General features: G+C 33.7%; 7 protein-coding genes. 2 read left to right on the forward strand and 5 right to left on the reverse strand.

The features are described 5' to 3' along the window. Positions 1–145 precede the first annotated feature (145 nt). The 5 genes from ACJJVJ_RS03415 to ACJJVJ_RS03435 form a co-directional block, all read right to left on the reverse strand. Complete coding sequence (locus tag ACJJVJ_RS03415; RefSeq protein ID WP_405368993.1) at positions 146–2,635, reverse strand: T9SS type A sorting domain-containing protein; 2,490 nt, start codon at positions 2,633–2,635, stop codon at positions 146–148. A 76-nt stretch (positions 2,636–2,711) separates the two neighbouring features. Further along, positions 2,712–5,588: a T9SS type A sorting domain-containing protein gene (locus ACJJVJ_RS03420; protein ID WP_405368995.1), complete on the reverse strand. Its 2,877-nt coding sequence runs from the start codon at positions 5,586–5,588 to the stop codon at positions 2,712–2,714. 275 nt (positions 5,589–5,863) lie between these two features. Then, positions 5,864–8,818 carry a T9SS type A sorting domain-containing protein gene (locus tag ACJJVJ_RS03425; protein ID WP_405368996.1) on the reverse strand — a complete coding sequence of 985 codons (2,955 nt, stop codon included), beginning with the start codon at positions 8,816–8,818 and terminating at the stop codon, positions 5,864–5,866. A gap of 212 nt (positions 8,819–9,030) precedes the next feature. Beyond that, entirely contained in the window at positions 9,031–12,579 is a 3,549-nt protein-coding gene (locus ACJJVJ_RS03430) for a T9SS type A sorting domain-containing protein (RefSeq protein ID WP_405368998.1), read from the reverse strand. Between the two features lie 350 nt (positions 12,580–12,929). Beyond that, positions 12,930–16,454, reverse strand: coding sequence for a methylmalonyl-CoA mutase family protein (locus ACJJVJ_RS03435; RefSeq protein WP_405369000.1), 3,525 nt, complete (start codon positions 16,452–16,454; stop codon positions 12,930–12,932). A 124-nt stretch (positions 16,455–16,578) separates the two neighbouring features. On the opposite strand from ACJJVJ_RS03435, the gene ACJJVJ_RS03440 reads away from it, so the two are divergent. Next, positions 16,579–16,863, forward strand: coding sequence for a hypothetical protein (locus ACJJVJ_RS03440; protein ID WP_405369002.1), 285 nt, complete (start codon positions 16,579–16,581; stop codon positions 16,861–16,863). A 60-nt stretch (positions 16,864–16,923) separates the two neighbouring features. Continuing rightward, positions 16,924–18,036, forward strand: a complete 1,113-nt coding sequence (locus ACJJVJ_RS03445) for a serine hydrolase domain-containing protein (RefSeq protein WP_405369004.1) — start codon at positions 16,924–16,926, stop codon at positions 18,034–18,036. Positions 18,037–18,092: the final 56 nt, after the last annotated feature.

Genomic DNA, 18,092 nt, shown 5'->3' on the forward strand with positions numbered 1-18,092 from the left:
TTAAACCCAAAATAGAGACTATAACCTTATCAAAACTTTAAGTTTTCTTTAAGTTTTGTGTTGTTGTCGCTTTCGCGAAAGCGGAACAAAAAAAGCCTCTTCTATTAAGAAAAGGCTTATCATATTATTGGAATACATGAGAAATTTACTCCACTACTAACTTCTCTATTTTCTGGCCTACGTTGCTTTTTATAGTTACAAAGTAAATCCCTGAAGACAACTCTCCTATTTCTAGACGTTGCTCGTTTGCAGCGCCTGTATATTGTGTTGCTGTGATCATTCTACCATTCATATCAGTAATGCTGATGCTCTCTATGGCGTTATTTGCTGTCGCATGAATAAAACTATTTGCTGGATTAGGATAAATGGAGATACTACTATCTGTAGCTTCTCCTACGCTTGCTGTACTCATGATACTTACTGTCTCTGTATTGGTTACAATTGGAGCGTTGAAATCAAAGAAAATATCAGCAGTATTATCAAAAGTATCTCCTGCAACAAGAGTATTTAAAGTTTTGATTTTAAATAATACATAACCATCGTTAGTCGCATCATTGAAATCTAGATTGATATTTTCATGAATGAATTCTACTACATTTCCTTCTCTTATTCTCGTATAATAATCGTGACTACCACCTAAAGGTATCAAAGTCGTGATATCAAATTGGCTTAAATCAATTTCATCTTTAACAACGATGTTCACCGCACTAGCCGTACCTGTATTCTCAAAACGGATCATATAATGAACATATTCTCCAACATCTGCTGGATCGATGGTTTTACCTTCTAGACAGGTTTTATCATTGGGATCGTAAGAGTTGACAACCGTTTGATCAAAAACCATTGTATTATCTGCAGGCATGGCGTCTGTTCCAGTTCCAATAACTACTCCAGTGAAAGTGAGAACATCTCCATCATTTAGCGGATTTGTTGTTTGTGTAGGTGTGTTCATGGTCATTGTAAACAGAAATTCTTCCATCTGGAAAGGTTGTAAGTTACTCACTGACCAACTCAACTGATTAGTTGCAGGAGTTACTGCTATAGGTATTGAAGATAATAAATTCATAAAATCTTCTTCAAAATCTAGAGTTACCATTCCACTTGTTGTAACGTTTCCTTTGTTCTTCACAACAACTTTATAGTCCGTATCAAATCCTGGTCGTGCTTGTTCTAATGGTACCACTATTACTTCTAGGTCTTCTATAGAACCATTTGCCGTGACACAAAAGTCTTGAGTAAATGGACTTGCTTGGGTTGGGAAATCAACTACTACGTTTGCTGGTGAGAAATTCCAGTAGGTTGGATTTTCTGGGATTGGGGTTACCGTAAAAATACCATTTGGCATATTAACAAAGTAAGAGCCCGTATTTCCACTTAAAAAATTGAAGTTAAAATTTAATGATGAGACATTAAATTGTGAATTTGAAAACAATGGATCTGAAATGCTACATCCATCAGAGCCTAAATCCAGAGTTGCGATTCCATTTACAGTATTAAAGGTGTTAGCATACACTTGGACAGCGACATTAGGCAGACCTTCACGAGACCTTGTGCCATTTGCTAAAGGAATAGCATCATCAACATAATTTGCAAAAGTTCCAATTTGGGTTGGATTTTCAATTACACCTAACCATGGTTGACAATTTCTTGCAAAATAAATCTTACCATTCGGAGCTAGTTGTAAAGAACCTCGGGAAGAAGGTGATCCGGTAGACCCTCCCAAAAAATAAGGGTTTTGATTCCAATTTGAACTTCCGTTAATTTCATATTGAAAAATTTCTCTTTGATTTGTTATACCACATGCGTTGCTAGAATTTTCTGTATTTGAATTAACATATAGAAGTCTAGAGTCAGGCGAAAATTCAATTCCATAAAATCGATTGAATGCTGTAGAACTTGTTAACCTTATTGGATTGGAAATAGCTCCCGTAATCGGATCAAAATCAGTCAGAAAGGCACCGTTAATATCACCTACACTAGTGTTAGCAATCTTGCTACCATCTGGCGATATTTTAAGCATTCCTCGTTCATCTGTTAAAACTGAAGTAGCAGTCAAAGCAGAAACGGTAGGATTGGTAATATCAATCGAACTATTAATCAAAGGGTAAGAAAAATATATCCCATTGTTAAAAGTAACTATCCAATTTACAGTTACCAATGGGTTAATATAGGCAGTTACTTTTTCTTGAGCACTTTGATTCATGGAGATATTCTTTCTGGAAACATCGACATCTCCAAGTCCATTATCTAATGTCATATCCACAACACTGTAAGACAAACCGGTATTTCCATTTACCGTGAATATTAAAAATTCATTAGTTGTGGTTCTATTTCTAACAATAAGTTGCTGTGCTGAGGATGAGCTTCCGCTTAATCCTTGTCCATTAGTCATAACGATATGATTCTTATTCCAAACGGAAGTACCATCCGTATAAAATAACAAATTCCCAAGATCATCACTAATAGCACTACAACTTTCTATTGTGTTCAATTGACCATCATTTAAGACTGTAGGCGGAGAGGTTGAAAAATCGAGGCCTGCATTTTCTCCAAAATACCAAAATCTACCATGATTTTGAGCTATCAACAAATTTGAAAAAAATAGAAACGTAACGCCAAGTAAGATACTTCTCATAGTGATTGATTGATTGATTGATTGATTTGCATAATAGATGCAATTTCTCTTAAAAAGTTGCGTAGAAATATAAAATTTATTTCACAATCAACTTCTCCACCTTTTGCCCTACTTCACTTTGAATAGTCACAAAGTAAATTCCAGCACTAAGGTTTTCTAAAGAAATACGTTGCTCTGTTCCATTTCCTGTAAAATTATTTTGAGATAACATTCTTCCATTAATATCAACTATAGCAAAGCTCTCTAAACGGTTGGCAGCGGTTAGATTCATAAAACTAGTTGCTGGATTGGGATACACCTTTATACTTGTGTCTGTCGTCTCACTTATACTCAAAGGAGTCATTATGGTTACAACTTCTGTATTTGTAACTATAGGTGCATTAAAATCAAAGAAAATATCAGCAGTATTATCAAAAGTATCTCCTGCAACAAGAGTATTTAAAGTTTTGATTTTAAATAATACATAACCATCGTTAGTCGCATCATTAAAATCTAGATTGATGTCTTCGTGAATAAACTCAACCACATTGTTATCTCGTACACGAGTATAATAATCGTGACTACCACCTAGCGGAATCAATGTTGTGATATCAAACTGACTTAAATCAATTTCATCTTTTACAACGATATTCACCGCACTAGCCGTACCTGTATTTTCAAAACGAATCATATAATGAACATATTCTCCAACATCTGCTGGATCGATGGTTTTACCTTCTAGACAGGTTTTATCATTAGGATCATAAGAGTTGACAACGGTTTGATCAAAAACCATTGTGTTATCTGCTGGCATGGCGTCTGTTCCAGTTCCCGTAACTACTCCTGTAAAAGTTAGAATATCATTACCGTTTAATGGATTGGTTGTTTGTGTAGGTGTATTCAAGGTCATGGTAAATTCATACTCTTCCATCTGGAAAGGCTGTAAATTACTCACAGACCAACTCAACTGATTAGTTGCAGGAGTTGCTGCCGTAGGCGTTGAAGAAAGTAAATTCATGAAATCTTCTTCAAAATCTAATGTCACTGTTCCACTGGTCGTAACATTTCCTTTGTTTTTAACTACCACTTTATAATCGGTATCAAAACCTGGTCGTGCTTGTTCTAATGGAACTACGATTACTTCTAGGTCTTCTATGGAACCATTTGCAGTGACACAAAAATCTTGTGTAAATGGACTGGTTTGGGTTGGAAAATCTACAACTACACTTGATGGTGAGAAGTTCCAGTAGGTTGGGTTTTCTGGGTTTGGGGAGATGGTATGTTGACCGTCGAGAACAGATAATGAGTAAAAGCCATCTGTATTTGAAGAAAATAAACCAGAATTTAATGCGTCACTAACTGTATAAACTAAATTTGAAAAAATAGGATCACTGGTAGTACAACCATTATTATTTAAATCTATAGTTGAAAAACCACTTACCTCATGACTTATTCCACCTGTTGTAAATGAACAATAAGAGTTAATTTCTAAATTAGGAAACGTAAAATCAAGAATATTCATATTTTCGATCTCATCATCATCTACACATAAGTATCTGAATTGAGCTGGAGAAGGATGGTTTGTAACTTTAATCCCTGTATTAGTGTGATTATAGTTAGGTGACCCATTTTTTAGATTCAAAATTTCTAATGGAACATTACTAGCTGTCAATGAACTAAAAAGTGGATTATTACTAAAATCTAGCTCAGTTAATAAGCTATTACTACAACCTAAACTTCGAAAATTTGGTGAATTAGAAACATCAAGAGAAGTAATCGGTACTTGGTAAACAGTTAATGATTCCAAGCCTACTAAATTTGAAGAATCAAAGTTGGTCAAAGGGTTCCAAGTTAAATTAACCGAAATAATATTGGAATTAGATCCGTTGAGTTGAGTTAGATTATTACCAGATAAGTCTAGATATCTCAGAGCTGTAAATCCTGATATATCAAATGAAGAGATTCCATTATGGAGATAACCTAATTGATTTAATGTACTAAAACTACTGTTGAAGTTTGATAAAGGAATATTAATATCTTGTAATATTAAATTGGTCAAATTGGTAAATGAAGGCGTTATCAAATTTGAGATTGACCCATCTCTAATTTGAATGTCTTCAAGACTAGCATTGTTAGATAGATCTAAATTATTGGTGTTAAAATTAGTTAGTTGTAAATAGTTTAGTAGTGCATTGTTGGAAACATCAAGATTACTGAGAGTCATGTCCGTGAACGAAATCCTCTCTAGTGTGAGATTTGAACTCAAATCTAAATTATTTATTGGAACGTTATTTAAAGAAATAAATTCTAGAACACTAAAAGAATTAGTGTTCAATTGGTTGAGATTAGATGCATCTCTAACACTTAGGTTTTCAAGATTGACACTTGTCAAATTCAAAGACGAGTTAGGATAACCTCTTACATTAAAATTTTTCAAGGCTGGCAAACCTGAAATATTATAACTCGCTATATTATCATGAGAAACAGCAAGTGATATTAACATGTTTAAATTAATTAAATCTAAAGAATTGATGTTGGGACAATTGGTTCCTGTACAATTCATGGAAAAGTATTGCAAGCTATTATGATTTGCTATATTAATCTGAGAAATTAAATTATCATTTAATTCTAATTTTTGGAGACTAGAAGGAAGAATACTTGCATTGATATATGTTACTGAAGTATCTTCCATTTCCAATTCAGTAAGATTAGAGAAAAATTCTATCCCTGATAAATCATCTATGGACATTCCAGTTACATACATTTTACCGACATTTTGAGCTTCAGATATTTGAATACTTGAATCATTATTAATGTCTATACTCCCCAAGCCATTTCCATTCAAATTTCTCATGCAATAGCAATTCAATAAATAATTTTCAAGATCCGGATCGGTAAATGAGATATCCTGTGCTGAAGTAAATTGCATACTTACAAGCATTAATAAAATTGATAATAAAGTAAAGTTTTTCATTTTGGGCGGTTTTGGATTTCCCTAAATTACTTTACTTTTCGAATCATAAAATTTTCTTAAACTTCTTTAACACGCATTTAACTACTTAATTATCATTTGATAACAAATTAATAAAATCTTAAATTTATTTGGTAATAGAAACCTATTCAAATTACTATTTCAACATTCTTACCTATTTAAAATAATTATATCTTATTCGCTTTCGCGAAAGCGGAAAAAAAAAAGCCTCTTCTATTAAGAAAAGGCTTATCATATTATTGGAATACATGAGAAATTTACTCCACTACTAACTTCTCTATTTTCTGGCCTGCGTTGCTTTTTATAATTACAAAGTAAATCCCTGAAGACAACTCCCCTATTTCTAGACGTTGCTCGTTTGCAGCGCCTGTATATTGTGTTGCGGTGATCATTCTACCATTAATATCGGTAATACTGATGCTCTCTATGGCGTTATTTGCTGTCGCATGAATAAAACTATTTACTGGATTAGGATAAATGGAGATACTGCTATCTGTAACTTCTCCCACACTTGCTGTACTCATTATACTTACTGTCTCTGTATTGGTTACAATTGGAGCGTTGAAATCAAAAAAGATATCAGCAGTATTATCAAAAGTGTCTCCAGCAACTAAGATGCTTAAAGTTTTGATTTTAAATAATACATAACCATCGTTAGTCGCATCATTAAAATCTAGATTGATATTTTCATGAATAAACTCAACCACATTGTTATCTCGTACACGAGTATAATAATCGTGACTACCACCTAGCGGAATCAAAGTAGTAATATCGAATTGAGCCAAATCAATTTCATCCTTTACAACGATATTCACCGCACTAGCCGTACCTGTATTCTCAAAACGAATCATATAATGAACATATTCTCCAACATCGCTTGGGTCAATAGTTTTACCTTCTAGACAGGTTTTATCATTTGGGTCATAAGAATTCACAACCGTTTGATCAAAAACCATTGTATTATCTGCTGGCATGGCGTCTGTTCCAGTTCCCGTAACTACTCCTGTAAAAGTTAGAATATCATTACCGTTTAATGGATTGGTTGTTTGTGTAGGTGTATTCAAGGTCATGGTAAATTCATACTCTTCCATCTGGAAAGGCTGTAAATTACTCACTGACCAACTCAACTGATTAGTTGCAGGAGTTGCTGCCGTAGGCGTTGAAGAAAGTAAATTAATGAAATCTTCTTCAAAATCTAATGTCACTGTTCCACTTGTTGTAACGTTTCCTTTGTTTTTAACTACCACTTTATAATCGGTATCAAAACCTGGTCTTGCTTGTTCAAGTGGTACAACTATTACTTCTAGATCTTCTATGGAACCATTTGCAGTGACACAAAAATCTTGTGTAAATGGACTGGTTTGGGTTGGGAAATCTACAACTACACTTGATGGTGAGAAGTTCCAGTAGGTTGGGTTTTCTGGGTTTGGAGTGATGGTGTGTTGTCCGTCTGCGACTGGTACATAATATGCTCCTTGCTGATTTGAAGAAATGGAGCCTGAGATTGTTCCATCTGTTGCCGTAAAGTTAAAGTTTGGGAATACTGGATCAGTTGGGTCACAGCCGTTGTTATCAATGTCCACAGATATATTTCCTTCTATTTCATTGAAAGTTCCACCTGGTGTGAAGGAGCAGTAGGAGTTGACAACAACAGTTGAGTTAGGATTAAATCTAGTGGCATCCGATACTATTCTTAACCTATCAACCTCATCAACGCAAATGTGTTCTAAGAAAACACATCCATTAACTCCAAAATATAACCACTCACTTTGTGTTCTTCCAGCTTTCACATTTACAGAAACTAAATTTTGATTTTCATCTAAATCAAGTGTTCGTAAATTAATATTATTCTCTAAATTAATTGCCAAAATATTATTACTCCATAAATTTAAAGCTTCTAAAAGAACATTATTCGTTAGATCTATTTGAGTTAGATTGTTGAAATCAAGCATTGCATATTTCAAATTAATATTCGTATTTAAATCTAATTGCGACAAAGAATTATAGCTCAAATCTATACTTTCTACATCTTGTAAACCTGTAAGATTTATCAACGTCAAATTATTATAAGGAGCATGTATTTCTTTAAGAAAATTATTAGCACTCAAATCAATATTTGAAAAATTATTATTAGTTAAATCTACCAACTCCAAGCTATTATTATTACTAAGATCAATGGTAGTGAGACTATTATTTGATAAGTATAAATTTAATAAATTCGGTAATCCTGTTAAATCGATTGTGGTAAAATTGTTACCTCCTAGTTTTAATTCTAACAAATTTGTCAATCCATTTAAATTGATTGTGGAAAGACTGTTGGCAGCAAGATTCAGTTCGGACAAGTTTGTTAATCCACTCAAATCAAATCCTGTTAAAGATTGATTATTCCAATGTAAGGTTTCTAGATTAGAATAATTAGAGAAATTAACATTCGATGGACTTAGCATAGCAATATTATCAAAATATAAATTTTTCAAACTATTATCATCATAGAGAACGATATTACTTAAAACAGACATGTCTTTAACTCTAACAGTCTCTATATGTAAAGCATTTGATAAATCTAATGAGGTAATATCAACCCCTATTACTTCTATTTCTTTCAAAGTATTGGTAGTAGGTAAACCCAATATAAATGACGAAGCAACTAAAGAACCGTCAAATCTAAAATATTCTAAATTTTGACAGTTTGAAATATCTAAAGAATTCATGAAACCTGAACGGAAACTGAAATTAAGAAGAGAAGGTAAACTAGGTAAAACCAAGTCTCGAAAACCAGAACCAGAATTAGTATCCGGTGCATATAAATTTAAACTCTCTAAATTATTACAGCCAGTTATATCAAAATTGTTCAATGATGTACTTAAACCAACATTTATAAAATTTAAAGATTGCATATTATTAAAATCCGCATTATTTAATAAGTTTGTTGAGGTGTCAATCAATTCTAACGATGAAAAAAATTGAATCCCTGTCAAATCATTTACATTATTATTCACTAAGTATAAATGTGTAACATTATTAGCCTCAATCATCGAAATCTCTCCATCACCATCAGTATCAACAACTGTATCCCCAAGACCATCTTGATCTGTATCTGAAACTAGACCATTAACTAATTGAAGTTTTAAATTTAAATCAGGTATATTAATTATTTGAGAAAAACTCAAAAAAGAACTTACAATTAACACTAAACATAGATATCCTTTCATTTGGTTTGGTTTTCTACAAAAAAACTAAAACTAATAATACTTTCCTAAGTAAATCATTTAATAAATTAAATAATACAATATGAATCAAGGTATTAATCAACCCTTTGATGTTGAAATTAGTTCATAATTATTATCGCTTTCGCGAAAGCGGAACAAAAAAAGCCTCTTCTATTAAGAAAAGGCTTATCATATTATTGGAATACATGAGAAATTTACTCCACTACTAACTTCTCTATTTTCTGGCCTGCGTTGCTTTTTATAGTTACAAAGTAAATCCCTGAAGACAACTCCCCTATTTCTAGACGTTGCTCGTTTGCAGCGCCTGTATATTGTGTTGCGGTGATCATTCTACCATTAATATCGGTAACACTGATGCTCTCTATGGCGTTATTTGCTGTCGCATGAATAAAACTATTTGCTGGATTAGGATAAATGGAGATACTGCTATCTGTAACTCCTCCCACACTTGCTGTACTCATTATACTTACTGTCTCTGTATTGGTTACAATTGGAGCGTTGAAATCAAAAAAGATATCAGCAGTATTATCAAAAGTGTCTCCAGCAACTAAGGTGCTTAAAGTTTTAATTTTAAACAATACATAACCATCGTTAGTCGCATCGTTAAAATCTAGATTGATGTCTTCATGAATAAACTCAACCACATTGTTATCTCGTACACGAGTATAATAATCGTGACTACCACCTAAAGGTATCAAAGTTGAGATATCAAACTGACTTAAATCAATTTCATCTTTAACAACGATATTCACTGCACTAGCCGTACCTGTATTCTCAAAACGAATCATATAATGAACATATTCTCCAACATCGCTTGGGTCAATAGTTTTACCTTCTAGACAGGTTTTATCATTTGGGTCATAAGAATTCACAACCGTTTGATCAAAAACCATTGTATTATCTGCTGGCATGGCGTCTGTTCCAGTTCCCGTAACTACTCCTGTAAAAGTTAGAATATCATTACCGTTTAATGGATTGGTTGTTTGTGTAGGTGTATTCAAGGTCATGGTAAATTCATACTCTTCCATCTGGAAAGGCTGTAAATTACTCACTGACCAACTCAACTGATTAGTTGCAGGAGTTGCTGCCGTAGGCGTTGAAGAAAGTAAATTAATGAAATCTTCTTCAAAATCTAATGTCACTGTTCCACTTGTTGTAACGTTTCCTTTGTTTTTAACTACCACTTTATAATCGGTATCAAATCCTGGTCGTGCTTGTTCAAGTGGTACAACTATTACTTCTAGATCTTCGTTCACTCCATTTGCCGTGACACAAAAATCTTGGGTGAACGGACTGGTTTGGTTTGGAAAATCTACAACTACACTTGATGGAGAGAAATTCCAGTAGCTTGGGTTTTCTGGATTTGGGGTGATGGTATAGTTACCATCTACTACAGCCGTAGCATAAAGCCCAGAATTATTTCTTGAAAATAATTGATTCTGATAAATACTATTATCCATACTAAAGGAAAGGTTAGTAAAGTTAATATCATTAATATCGCAACCATTATTGTTGCTATCCAAAATAGCTGAACCAGATAAATTATTGTACACTGGTCCTGGTGTAAAATTACAATAGTCATTAAAAACCAAGTTTCTATTCCAACGAGTTAAAAAATTCTGATCTATGTTTTGTCGCGTTTGATTTGAAAAATTGTTAGGAACGCATATATATTTCAAACTTCTCAAATCACTAGTTACTAGACTATTTGACGTTATATTAATTAAATTTTCATTTAAATTTTGCTGTCCTTTAAGATTTAAATTAGTAAAATTATTACCTTCAATCGTATATTCTACTGTCAAATTAGGTACTGTTTCCCACTTAAATGCATTCGAAAGATCTAAATTTAAATTACCTTCAAAATCAATATTAACATTTTTCAATGATCTATCTGAAGAATTGATAGGAGTGTAATTAGATTTATTATCTTGTAAGTTTAAAACAGTTCTTATATTTTTAAATTCAATGGTATTTGGGAACAGTGCAATGGATTCATCTATTGTATTGTTTTCGAAATTAAGGTTACGATATCCATTAATCATAAGTATCGTACTGATTAAATTATTATTAAAATTTAACGTTGAAATATTAGTTCCTTGCGCTATTGTATTACCTGATGCTCCATATTTAATACTGTTTAGGCCAACTTGTTTGAAGTTACTATTGGTTACATTCAAGATCGTATTACTAAGGTTACCACCAATAATATCCAAATTTACATTTTGAACATTATAAACTGGTTGTACGCTAAACACTCCAGTTAAGTCCTTCCTATTAAGCGATAATGATGAATCATAAGTGTTATTATAAAATATTGAATTTAATGTATTGACATTTGTAACATTAAGTGTGTTCAGCATTTGACCACCTCTAATTAATATTCTATCCATATCAATATTATTAATTGATACGCTAGAAAGATTCGGCGAACTAAGCTCTAGTTGCTCCAAACTGGATCCACTACTTATATTTACTGCATTTGAAAAATACCCTTCCATGGTCAAATGTCTTAAGTTTTGAGGCCAGACACCTGTTATGTTATCTATATTACTATTATAGATAGATAAGTATCTAATTTCAGTCAACCTTGATATATTAAAATCTGAATTGCTAAATTGAGTTTCATTAGAACCAGACTGATTGTTAGAACCAACTATTAAAGAATATAAACTTTTAGGAGGCAGTTCATTCAAATCAAAATTATTACCACTATCATTTATTCTTAATGAATTTAAATGTTGAGAGCTTTGATCAAAAGTAGGTGGCTGTGCAAAATTAACACTGCCCATGTTTATATAAGTTAATTTTTTGAATCTTGAAAAATCTATTACCAAATTATTACAGTTAGAAATTGTTATGGATTCAACGTCATCAGGTAATAAATTAAAGTCAAAATTGTCCCAATCTCTAATATGTACCGTTTTAAGACCTTTAATTCTGATAATATCCGCAATCATAGTTTGAACTTGTGCAGCACTTCTACCTCTAATTATTTCATAATACCATAATCTTATTTTATCAGCATTTAAAAATTCACTTTCATCACTCAAATCATAATTACCATAGAAAACATGACCAGCAGAAGACCTAGACCAAGCATTGTTCATTGAAATATCTACACCAGTTTTAATTTCAAAAGGACCGAACCAATCCGTGCTTCCATTTGAACAATTAGCCCTAAGATAATAGTCGTAATATCCATCAGGTACACTGACGTTAAAAGTTGTAATTGAGTTGGCAACAATAGTTCCATCAATACTTGGATCGAATCCTCTGCCACCGTAAATTAATTCATAATTTGAATTAAATGAATTATTATTAGATGTAAAATTAGAAGTAAAACCATTTCCAGTATCTGTAGTAACTACATTTTGGATCGTTTCACATACGTCACAATTTGCGACATAAACAACTGTTTTCACACTGTATTCGTCCAGATTATTATTATTTTTAGTTCTTGAGCCATATACTTCAATACCAGATGAATTAGTAATCTGTATAGATGTACTAGGCATTTGTACAGCATAAATTACAGTATGAGGTTTAATAATTTTAATTATATCTCCATCATTTATGTTTGTTAACGTGTAAGTATTTTGAAAGTTAGAACCTAGCGGATAATTAACATCGTTAACATAAACTAATATGTAAGGACTATTAGTTAAATTAATATTGAAATCACATTGAGAAAAACTGAAGCTAGAACTAACTAAAAATAACAGAAGTAATAATTTTTTCATCTTAACAAATTTTCACAAAAAAAAACGAAAATAAATGATAATCCTATTTTGTCGGAAAAATACTTATATAGTTTATAATAAAATCGTTGAATAGCAAAAAAAAAGTTAATTAACTACTCGTTGATAAATCTTTCTCGACCTTCTTTCGAACTGACATTTTAGATTAGCATTGAGAGAATCCACTCTGTAACATATTGACATCGTTAAAAAAAAGCGCAAATCTTTCGATTTGCGCTTTTAAAAACTTGTAATTTGTATGGTTGCTCTTTATCAAGCTTTGAGAAAGATACAGATCCTGATATTCATCGGGATAAGCGATTCACACGCTAGCAAAGCTAGCGGTTCACTGCTTACATATTACGTCTATACTGTCCTCCTACTTCAAACAATGCATCGGTAATTTGTCCTAGTGTACAAATCTTTGTCGCTTCCATTAAATGTTCAAAAATGTTGCCTTGTTGCACGGCTGCTTCTTGTATTTTAGATAATTGATCTTGTTGCGCTTTCGCGAAAGCGGAATGTAAATTATCCTTAGTAGCAATTTGTGCTTGCTTCTCTTCTTCTGTGGCACGCACTACCTCAGCTGGTAAAACGGTTGGGCTACCCTTTGAACTTAAGAAAGTATTTACTCCGATTATAGGGAACTCACCAGTGTGTTTCAACATCTCGTAATGCATGGATTCTTCTTGAATCTTACTGCGCTGGTACATGGTTTCCATCGCTCCTAGTACGCCACCACGTTCTGTAATTCTATCAAATTCTTCTAATACAGCAGCTTCTACAAGATCAGTCAACTCTTCAATGATAAACGCTCCTTGAATAGGGTTTTCATTTTTGGCAAGACCTAATTCCTTATTGATAATTAATTGAATGGCCATCGCACGTCTTACAGATTCTTCTGTCGGTGTTGTGATCGCCTCGTCATAAGCGTTTGTGTGTAACGAGTTACAGTTATCATTTATCGCATACAGCGCTTGTAAGGTCGTACGTATATCGTTAAAATCTATCTCTTGTGCATGTAAAGAACGACCACTAGTCTGAATGTGGTATTTCAACATTTGTGCACGAGAGTTGGCTCCGTATTTATTTTTCATGGCTTTGGCCCAAATCTTTCTCGCCACACGACCTATTACAGAGTATTCAGGATCGATACCGTTTGAGAAGAAGAAACTTAGGTTAGGACCGAATTTATTGATATCCATTCCGCGACTCAAGTAATATTCTACATAAGTGAATCCGTTTGCTAGTGTGAAAGCCAATTGTGTGATAGGATTTGCTCCAGCCTCGGCAATGTGATATCCTGAAATCGATACACTATAGAAGTTACGTACTTTTTCTTCAATGAAATACTGTTGTACATCACCCATTAAACGCAACGCAAATTCTGTAGAGAAAATACAAGTGTTTTGTGCCTGATCTTCTTTAAGTATATCTGCCTGAACGGTTCCACGCACTTGTGCAAGAGTTTCTATCTTAATGCGATTATAGTCTGCAGGATCTAGAATTTGATCTCCTGTAAGACCTAAAAGCATTAAACCAAGACCATCATTTCCTTCTGGTAGTTTACTAGTGTCTACCGCACCGTTTTTAGAATATACTTTTTCGCCTTGAGCGTTTAAGTAAGAAGGACGTTCTACATTGTTATCGTCATATACTTCTTTAAGCTTTGCCTCTACTTTATCGCCTAGTCCGTTTTCTGTAATGAATCGTTCACAGTTCTGGTCTATCGCAGCATTCATAAAGAACCCTAATAACATAGGTGCAGGACCATTAATAGTCATAGAAACCGAAGTCATGGCGTGTGATAAATCAAAACCAGAATACAATTTCTTTGCGTCATCTAGACAGCAAATACTTACTCCTGCATTACCGATTTTACCATAAATATCTGGTCGTAATCCTGGATCGTTACCATATAAGGTTACACTATCAAATGCAGTACTCAAACGTTTTGCTGGCATGCCTAAACTCACATAGTGAAAACGCTTGTTTGTACGTTCTGGTCCACCTTCTCCAGCAAACATTCTGGTAGGATCTTCTCCAGTACGTTTAAACGGATACAATCCTGCTGTGTAAGGAAATTCTCCTGGCACATTTTCTTGTAAACACCATTTTAAAATATCACCCCAAGCACTGTACTTAGGTAGTGCCACTTTAGGAATCATTTTATGAGAAAGCGACTCTGTATGCGTTTCAATTTTAATGACCTTGTCACGTACTTGAAATTCATAAATAGGTTGCTTGTATTTATTCACCTTTGCATCCCAACCGGTAATTACTTCCCAATTATATGGATCAAGGTCTTTTAATGATTTATTGAATTGTGCAATAAGAAGATTCATGAAATCTGTATCTTCTGTTAGAACGAGAGATAAAATGTACTCTTCATTTAATCCTTTATCGGTAATTAAACGCTCTCTGTTTTCTACCGCAGGTGCGTTTTCGTTTTGATCTATTAAAGTTTGTACAGTTTGAAAAACACCATATAATTTTTGTGCCACGGTAGACTGTGTAGCAGCAGTATTATCATAAGCTCTATTACTTTCGGCTATCTCGCTTAGGTAACGTGTTCTAGATGGTGGAATAACAAATATCTTTTCACTTTGTGCTTTGTTAAGCTCATTTTTAGAACTTAAATCCACACCTGTTTTCTCAGTTACCTCAGCCATTAACGCTTCATATAACGCATTCATTCCTGGATCGTTAAATTGGCTTGCTATAGTTCCATGCACTGGAAGAGTTGCTGGATCTGTTTCCCAAAGATTATGATTGCGCTGGAATTGTTTTTTTACATCACGCAGTGCGTCTAGTGAACCACGTTTATCAAATTTGTTGATGGCTACCACATTTGCAAAATCTAGCATGTCGATTTTCTCTAGTTGTGTGGCTGCTCCAAACTCTGGAGTCATTACATATAAAGACACATCACTGTGTTCTAAAATCTCTGTATCACTCTGCCCTATTCCACTCGTTTCTAGAATGATTAGGTCATACTTTGCAGCTTTCAAAACATCTACAGCTTCTTGTACATGCTTAGAAAGAGCTAAATTAGACTGTCTCGTTGCAAGAGATCTCATATAAACACGGTCGTTATTGATCGCATTCATACGTATTCTATCTCCTAATAAAGCACCACCTGTTTTACGCTTTGATGGATCTACAGAGATAACACCTATATTTTTTTCAGGGAAATCGATTAGGAATCTGCGTATCAATTCATCTACTAGAGATGATTTACCAGATCCACCGGTTCCTGTAATTCCTAAAACTGGCGTTCCTGCAAGTTCTTCTGCGTTGAATTTAAATTCTTCTTGGAATTCTTCATGTCTGTTCTCTGCAAGTGATATCAATCTTGCAATAGTAGGTACATGCTTCTCTTCTAGTAATTCTTTTGTTGAGAGGTTTTTTCCTTGTTTCGCTTTCGCGAAAGCGGGAACAGCAACATCACATCGTTGCACAAGATCATTAATCATACCTTGTAAACCCATCGCACGACCGTCATCTGGAGCATAAATACGAGTGATTCCATAATCCATCAAATCCTTAATCTCTGACGGTAGAATTACACCACCACCACCACCAAAAATCTTGATGTGACCAGCTCCTTTTTCTACTAGTAAATCACGCATGTACTTAAAGTACTCGTTATGACCACCTTGATAAGAAGTCATTGCGATACCACTTGCATCTTCTTGAATAGCAGTATTTACTACTTCTTCTACACTTCTATCGTGTCCTAAATGTATTACCTCACAACCGGTAGATTGAATGATACGACGCATGATATTAATCGCGGCATCGTGACCGTCAAAAAGACTCGCAGCCGTTACTATACGTACTTTATTTACTGGAATATAGGGAGTTTGATCTTGCATTATTAAATTCACATTTTATATGGCTCAAATTTACGAAAACGATAGCGTATCTACCTACCTTATCAACTAAATCCTTCCCAAATTCTATCTAATAAATCGATTATTGTTTGTAATTTTAATGTTCATGTGGTACCTCATTATCTTTTCTATAATTTTTCTATTCTTATACTTGAGGTATACCATAAAAGCACAGAAAGTAGTTTCTACCGCACTTGTTTTAAGCAAACGTCAGAAAATACTCAATTCTATTCTTATATGGACTATTCCCTTTGTCTGGTATTATCTTATGAAGGATTTTATAAGAATAGATAGACGCACCATGACTAAAAAACGTAGAGACCGACTGATAAGAAAGCAAAGTGGCGGCTTTTATGAAAGCGGTTTAGGTCATGGTGGCGGTACAGGATAACTTATATTAAACTTTTTATCTTTTCCCAAGTCTTAAACACTAGCTACCAAACTATTATAAATGAAAAATCTTTATACTTACCTTATTCTTATATCTCTAATTATTATCTCCTGCAGTTCTACTGATGATTCTAGCGATGACGAAATAATTATAGACCCTATAAAAACTAGTTATTTCCCACCATTAACTGGAGATACATGGGAAACTACTTCCTTATCTGATTTGCAATGGAATGCTCAAAAAGCTACGGAACTAAATACCTTTCTAGAGCAAAATGAGACAAGAGCTTTTATAGTTCTGGTAAATGGTAAAATAGTTGTTGAAGAATACTGGAATACAGACTTATCTGGTCAGCCATTTGATAAGGATAGCAACTGGTACTGGGCAAGTGCTGGTAAATCACTTGCAGCTACTGCAGTAGGTATCGCACAAGAAGAAGGTTATTTAAATATAAATGATAAAACATCTGACTACCTAGGTAATGGGTGGACTAACATGCCGCAGGATAAAGAAGACTTAATTACTATTAAAAACAGTTTAACACAAACCACTGGTATTGATTACAATGTGACAAATCCAGACTGTACAGCACCAGCATGTTTTGATTATTTAACAGATGCTGACGATCAATGGTATTATCACAACGGTACCTATCAAATACTACACAACGTATTAGAGTCTGCTACAGGTATGACTAATAATGAATATACTACCACAGCCATAAATGATAAAATAGGAATGGACGGCCAGTGGACAGATACTGCATTATTTGATAATTTATATGTGAGCACAGCTAGAAGTGCAGCACGTTTTGGACTATTAACTTTAAATGAAGGAAATTGGGATGGAACAACCGTTTTAGGCGATTCTAATTATGTAAACGCTATGACTAGTACTTCTCAATCCATAAATCCTTCCTATGGATATTTATGGTGGTTAAATGGTAAAAACTCTGTTGTTTTCCCAGGGTCAACTACATCATTTAATTCTTCTGTAACACCATCTGCACCGGTAGATATGATTAGTGCGTTAGGTAAAAACGGTCAGTTTATAGATGTTGTCCCTAGTTTAAAGATGGTTGTTATACGCATGGGAAATGAACCTTCTGGAAATTTAGTTCCAGTAATTTTTCATGATGAAATGTGGGAAAAAATTATGGAAGTGATAGATTAATAAAACAACTAAAGTTTTGTTACATACTACCTAACTGAAAGGTCTGGATACTATTT

Source organism: Nonlabens sp. Asnod2-A12 (assembly GCF_045063745.1).
Lineage (GTDB): Bacteria > Bacteroidota > Bacteroidia > Flavobacteriales > Flavobacteriaceae > Nonlabens > Nonlabens xylanidelens.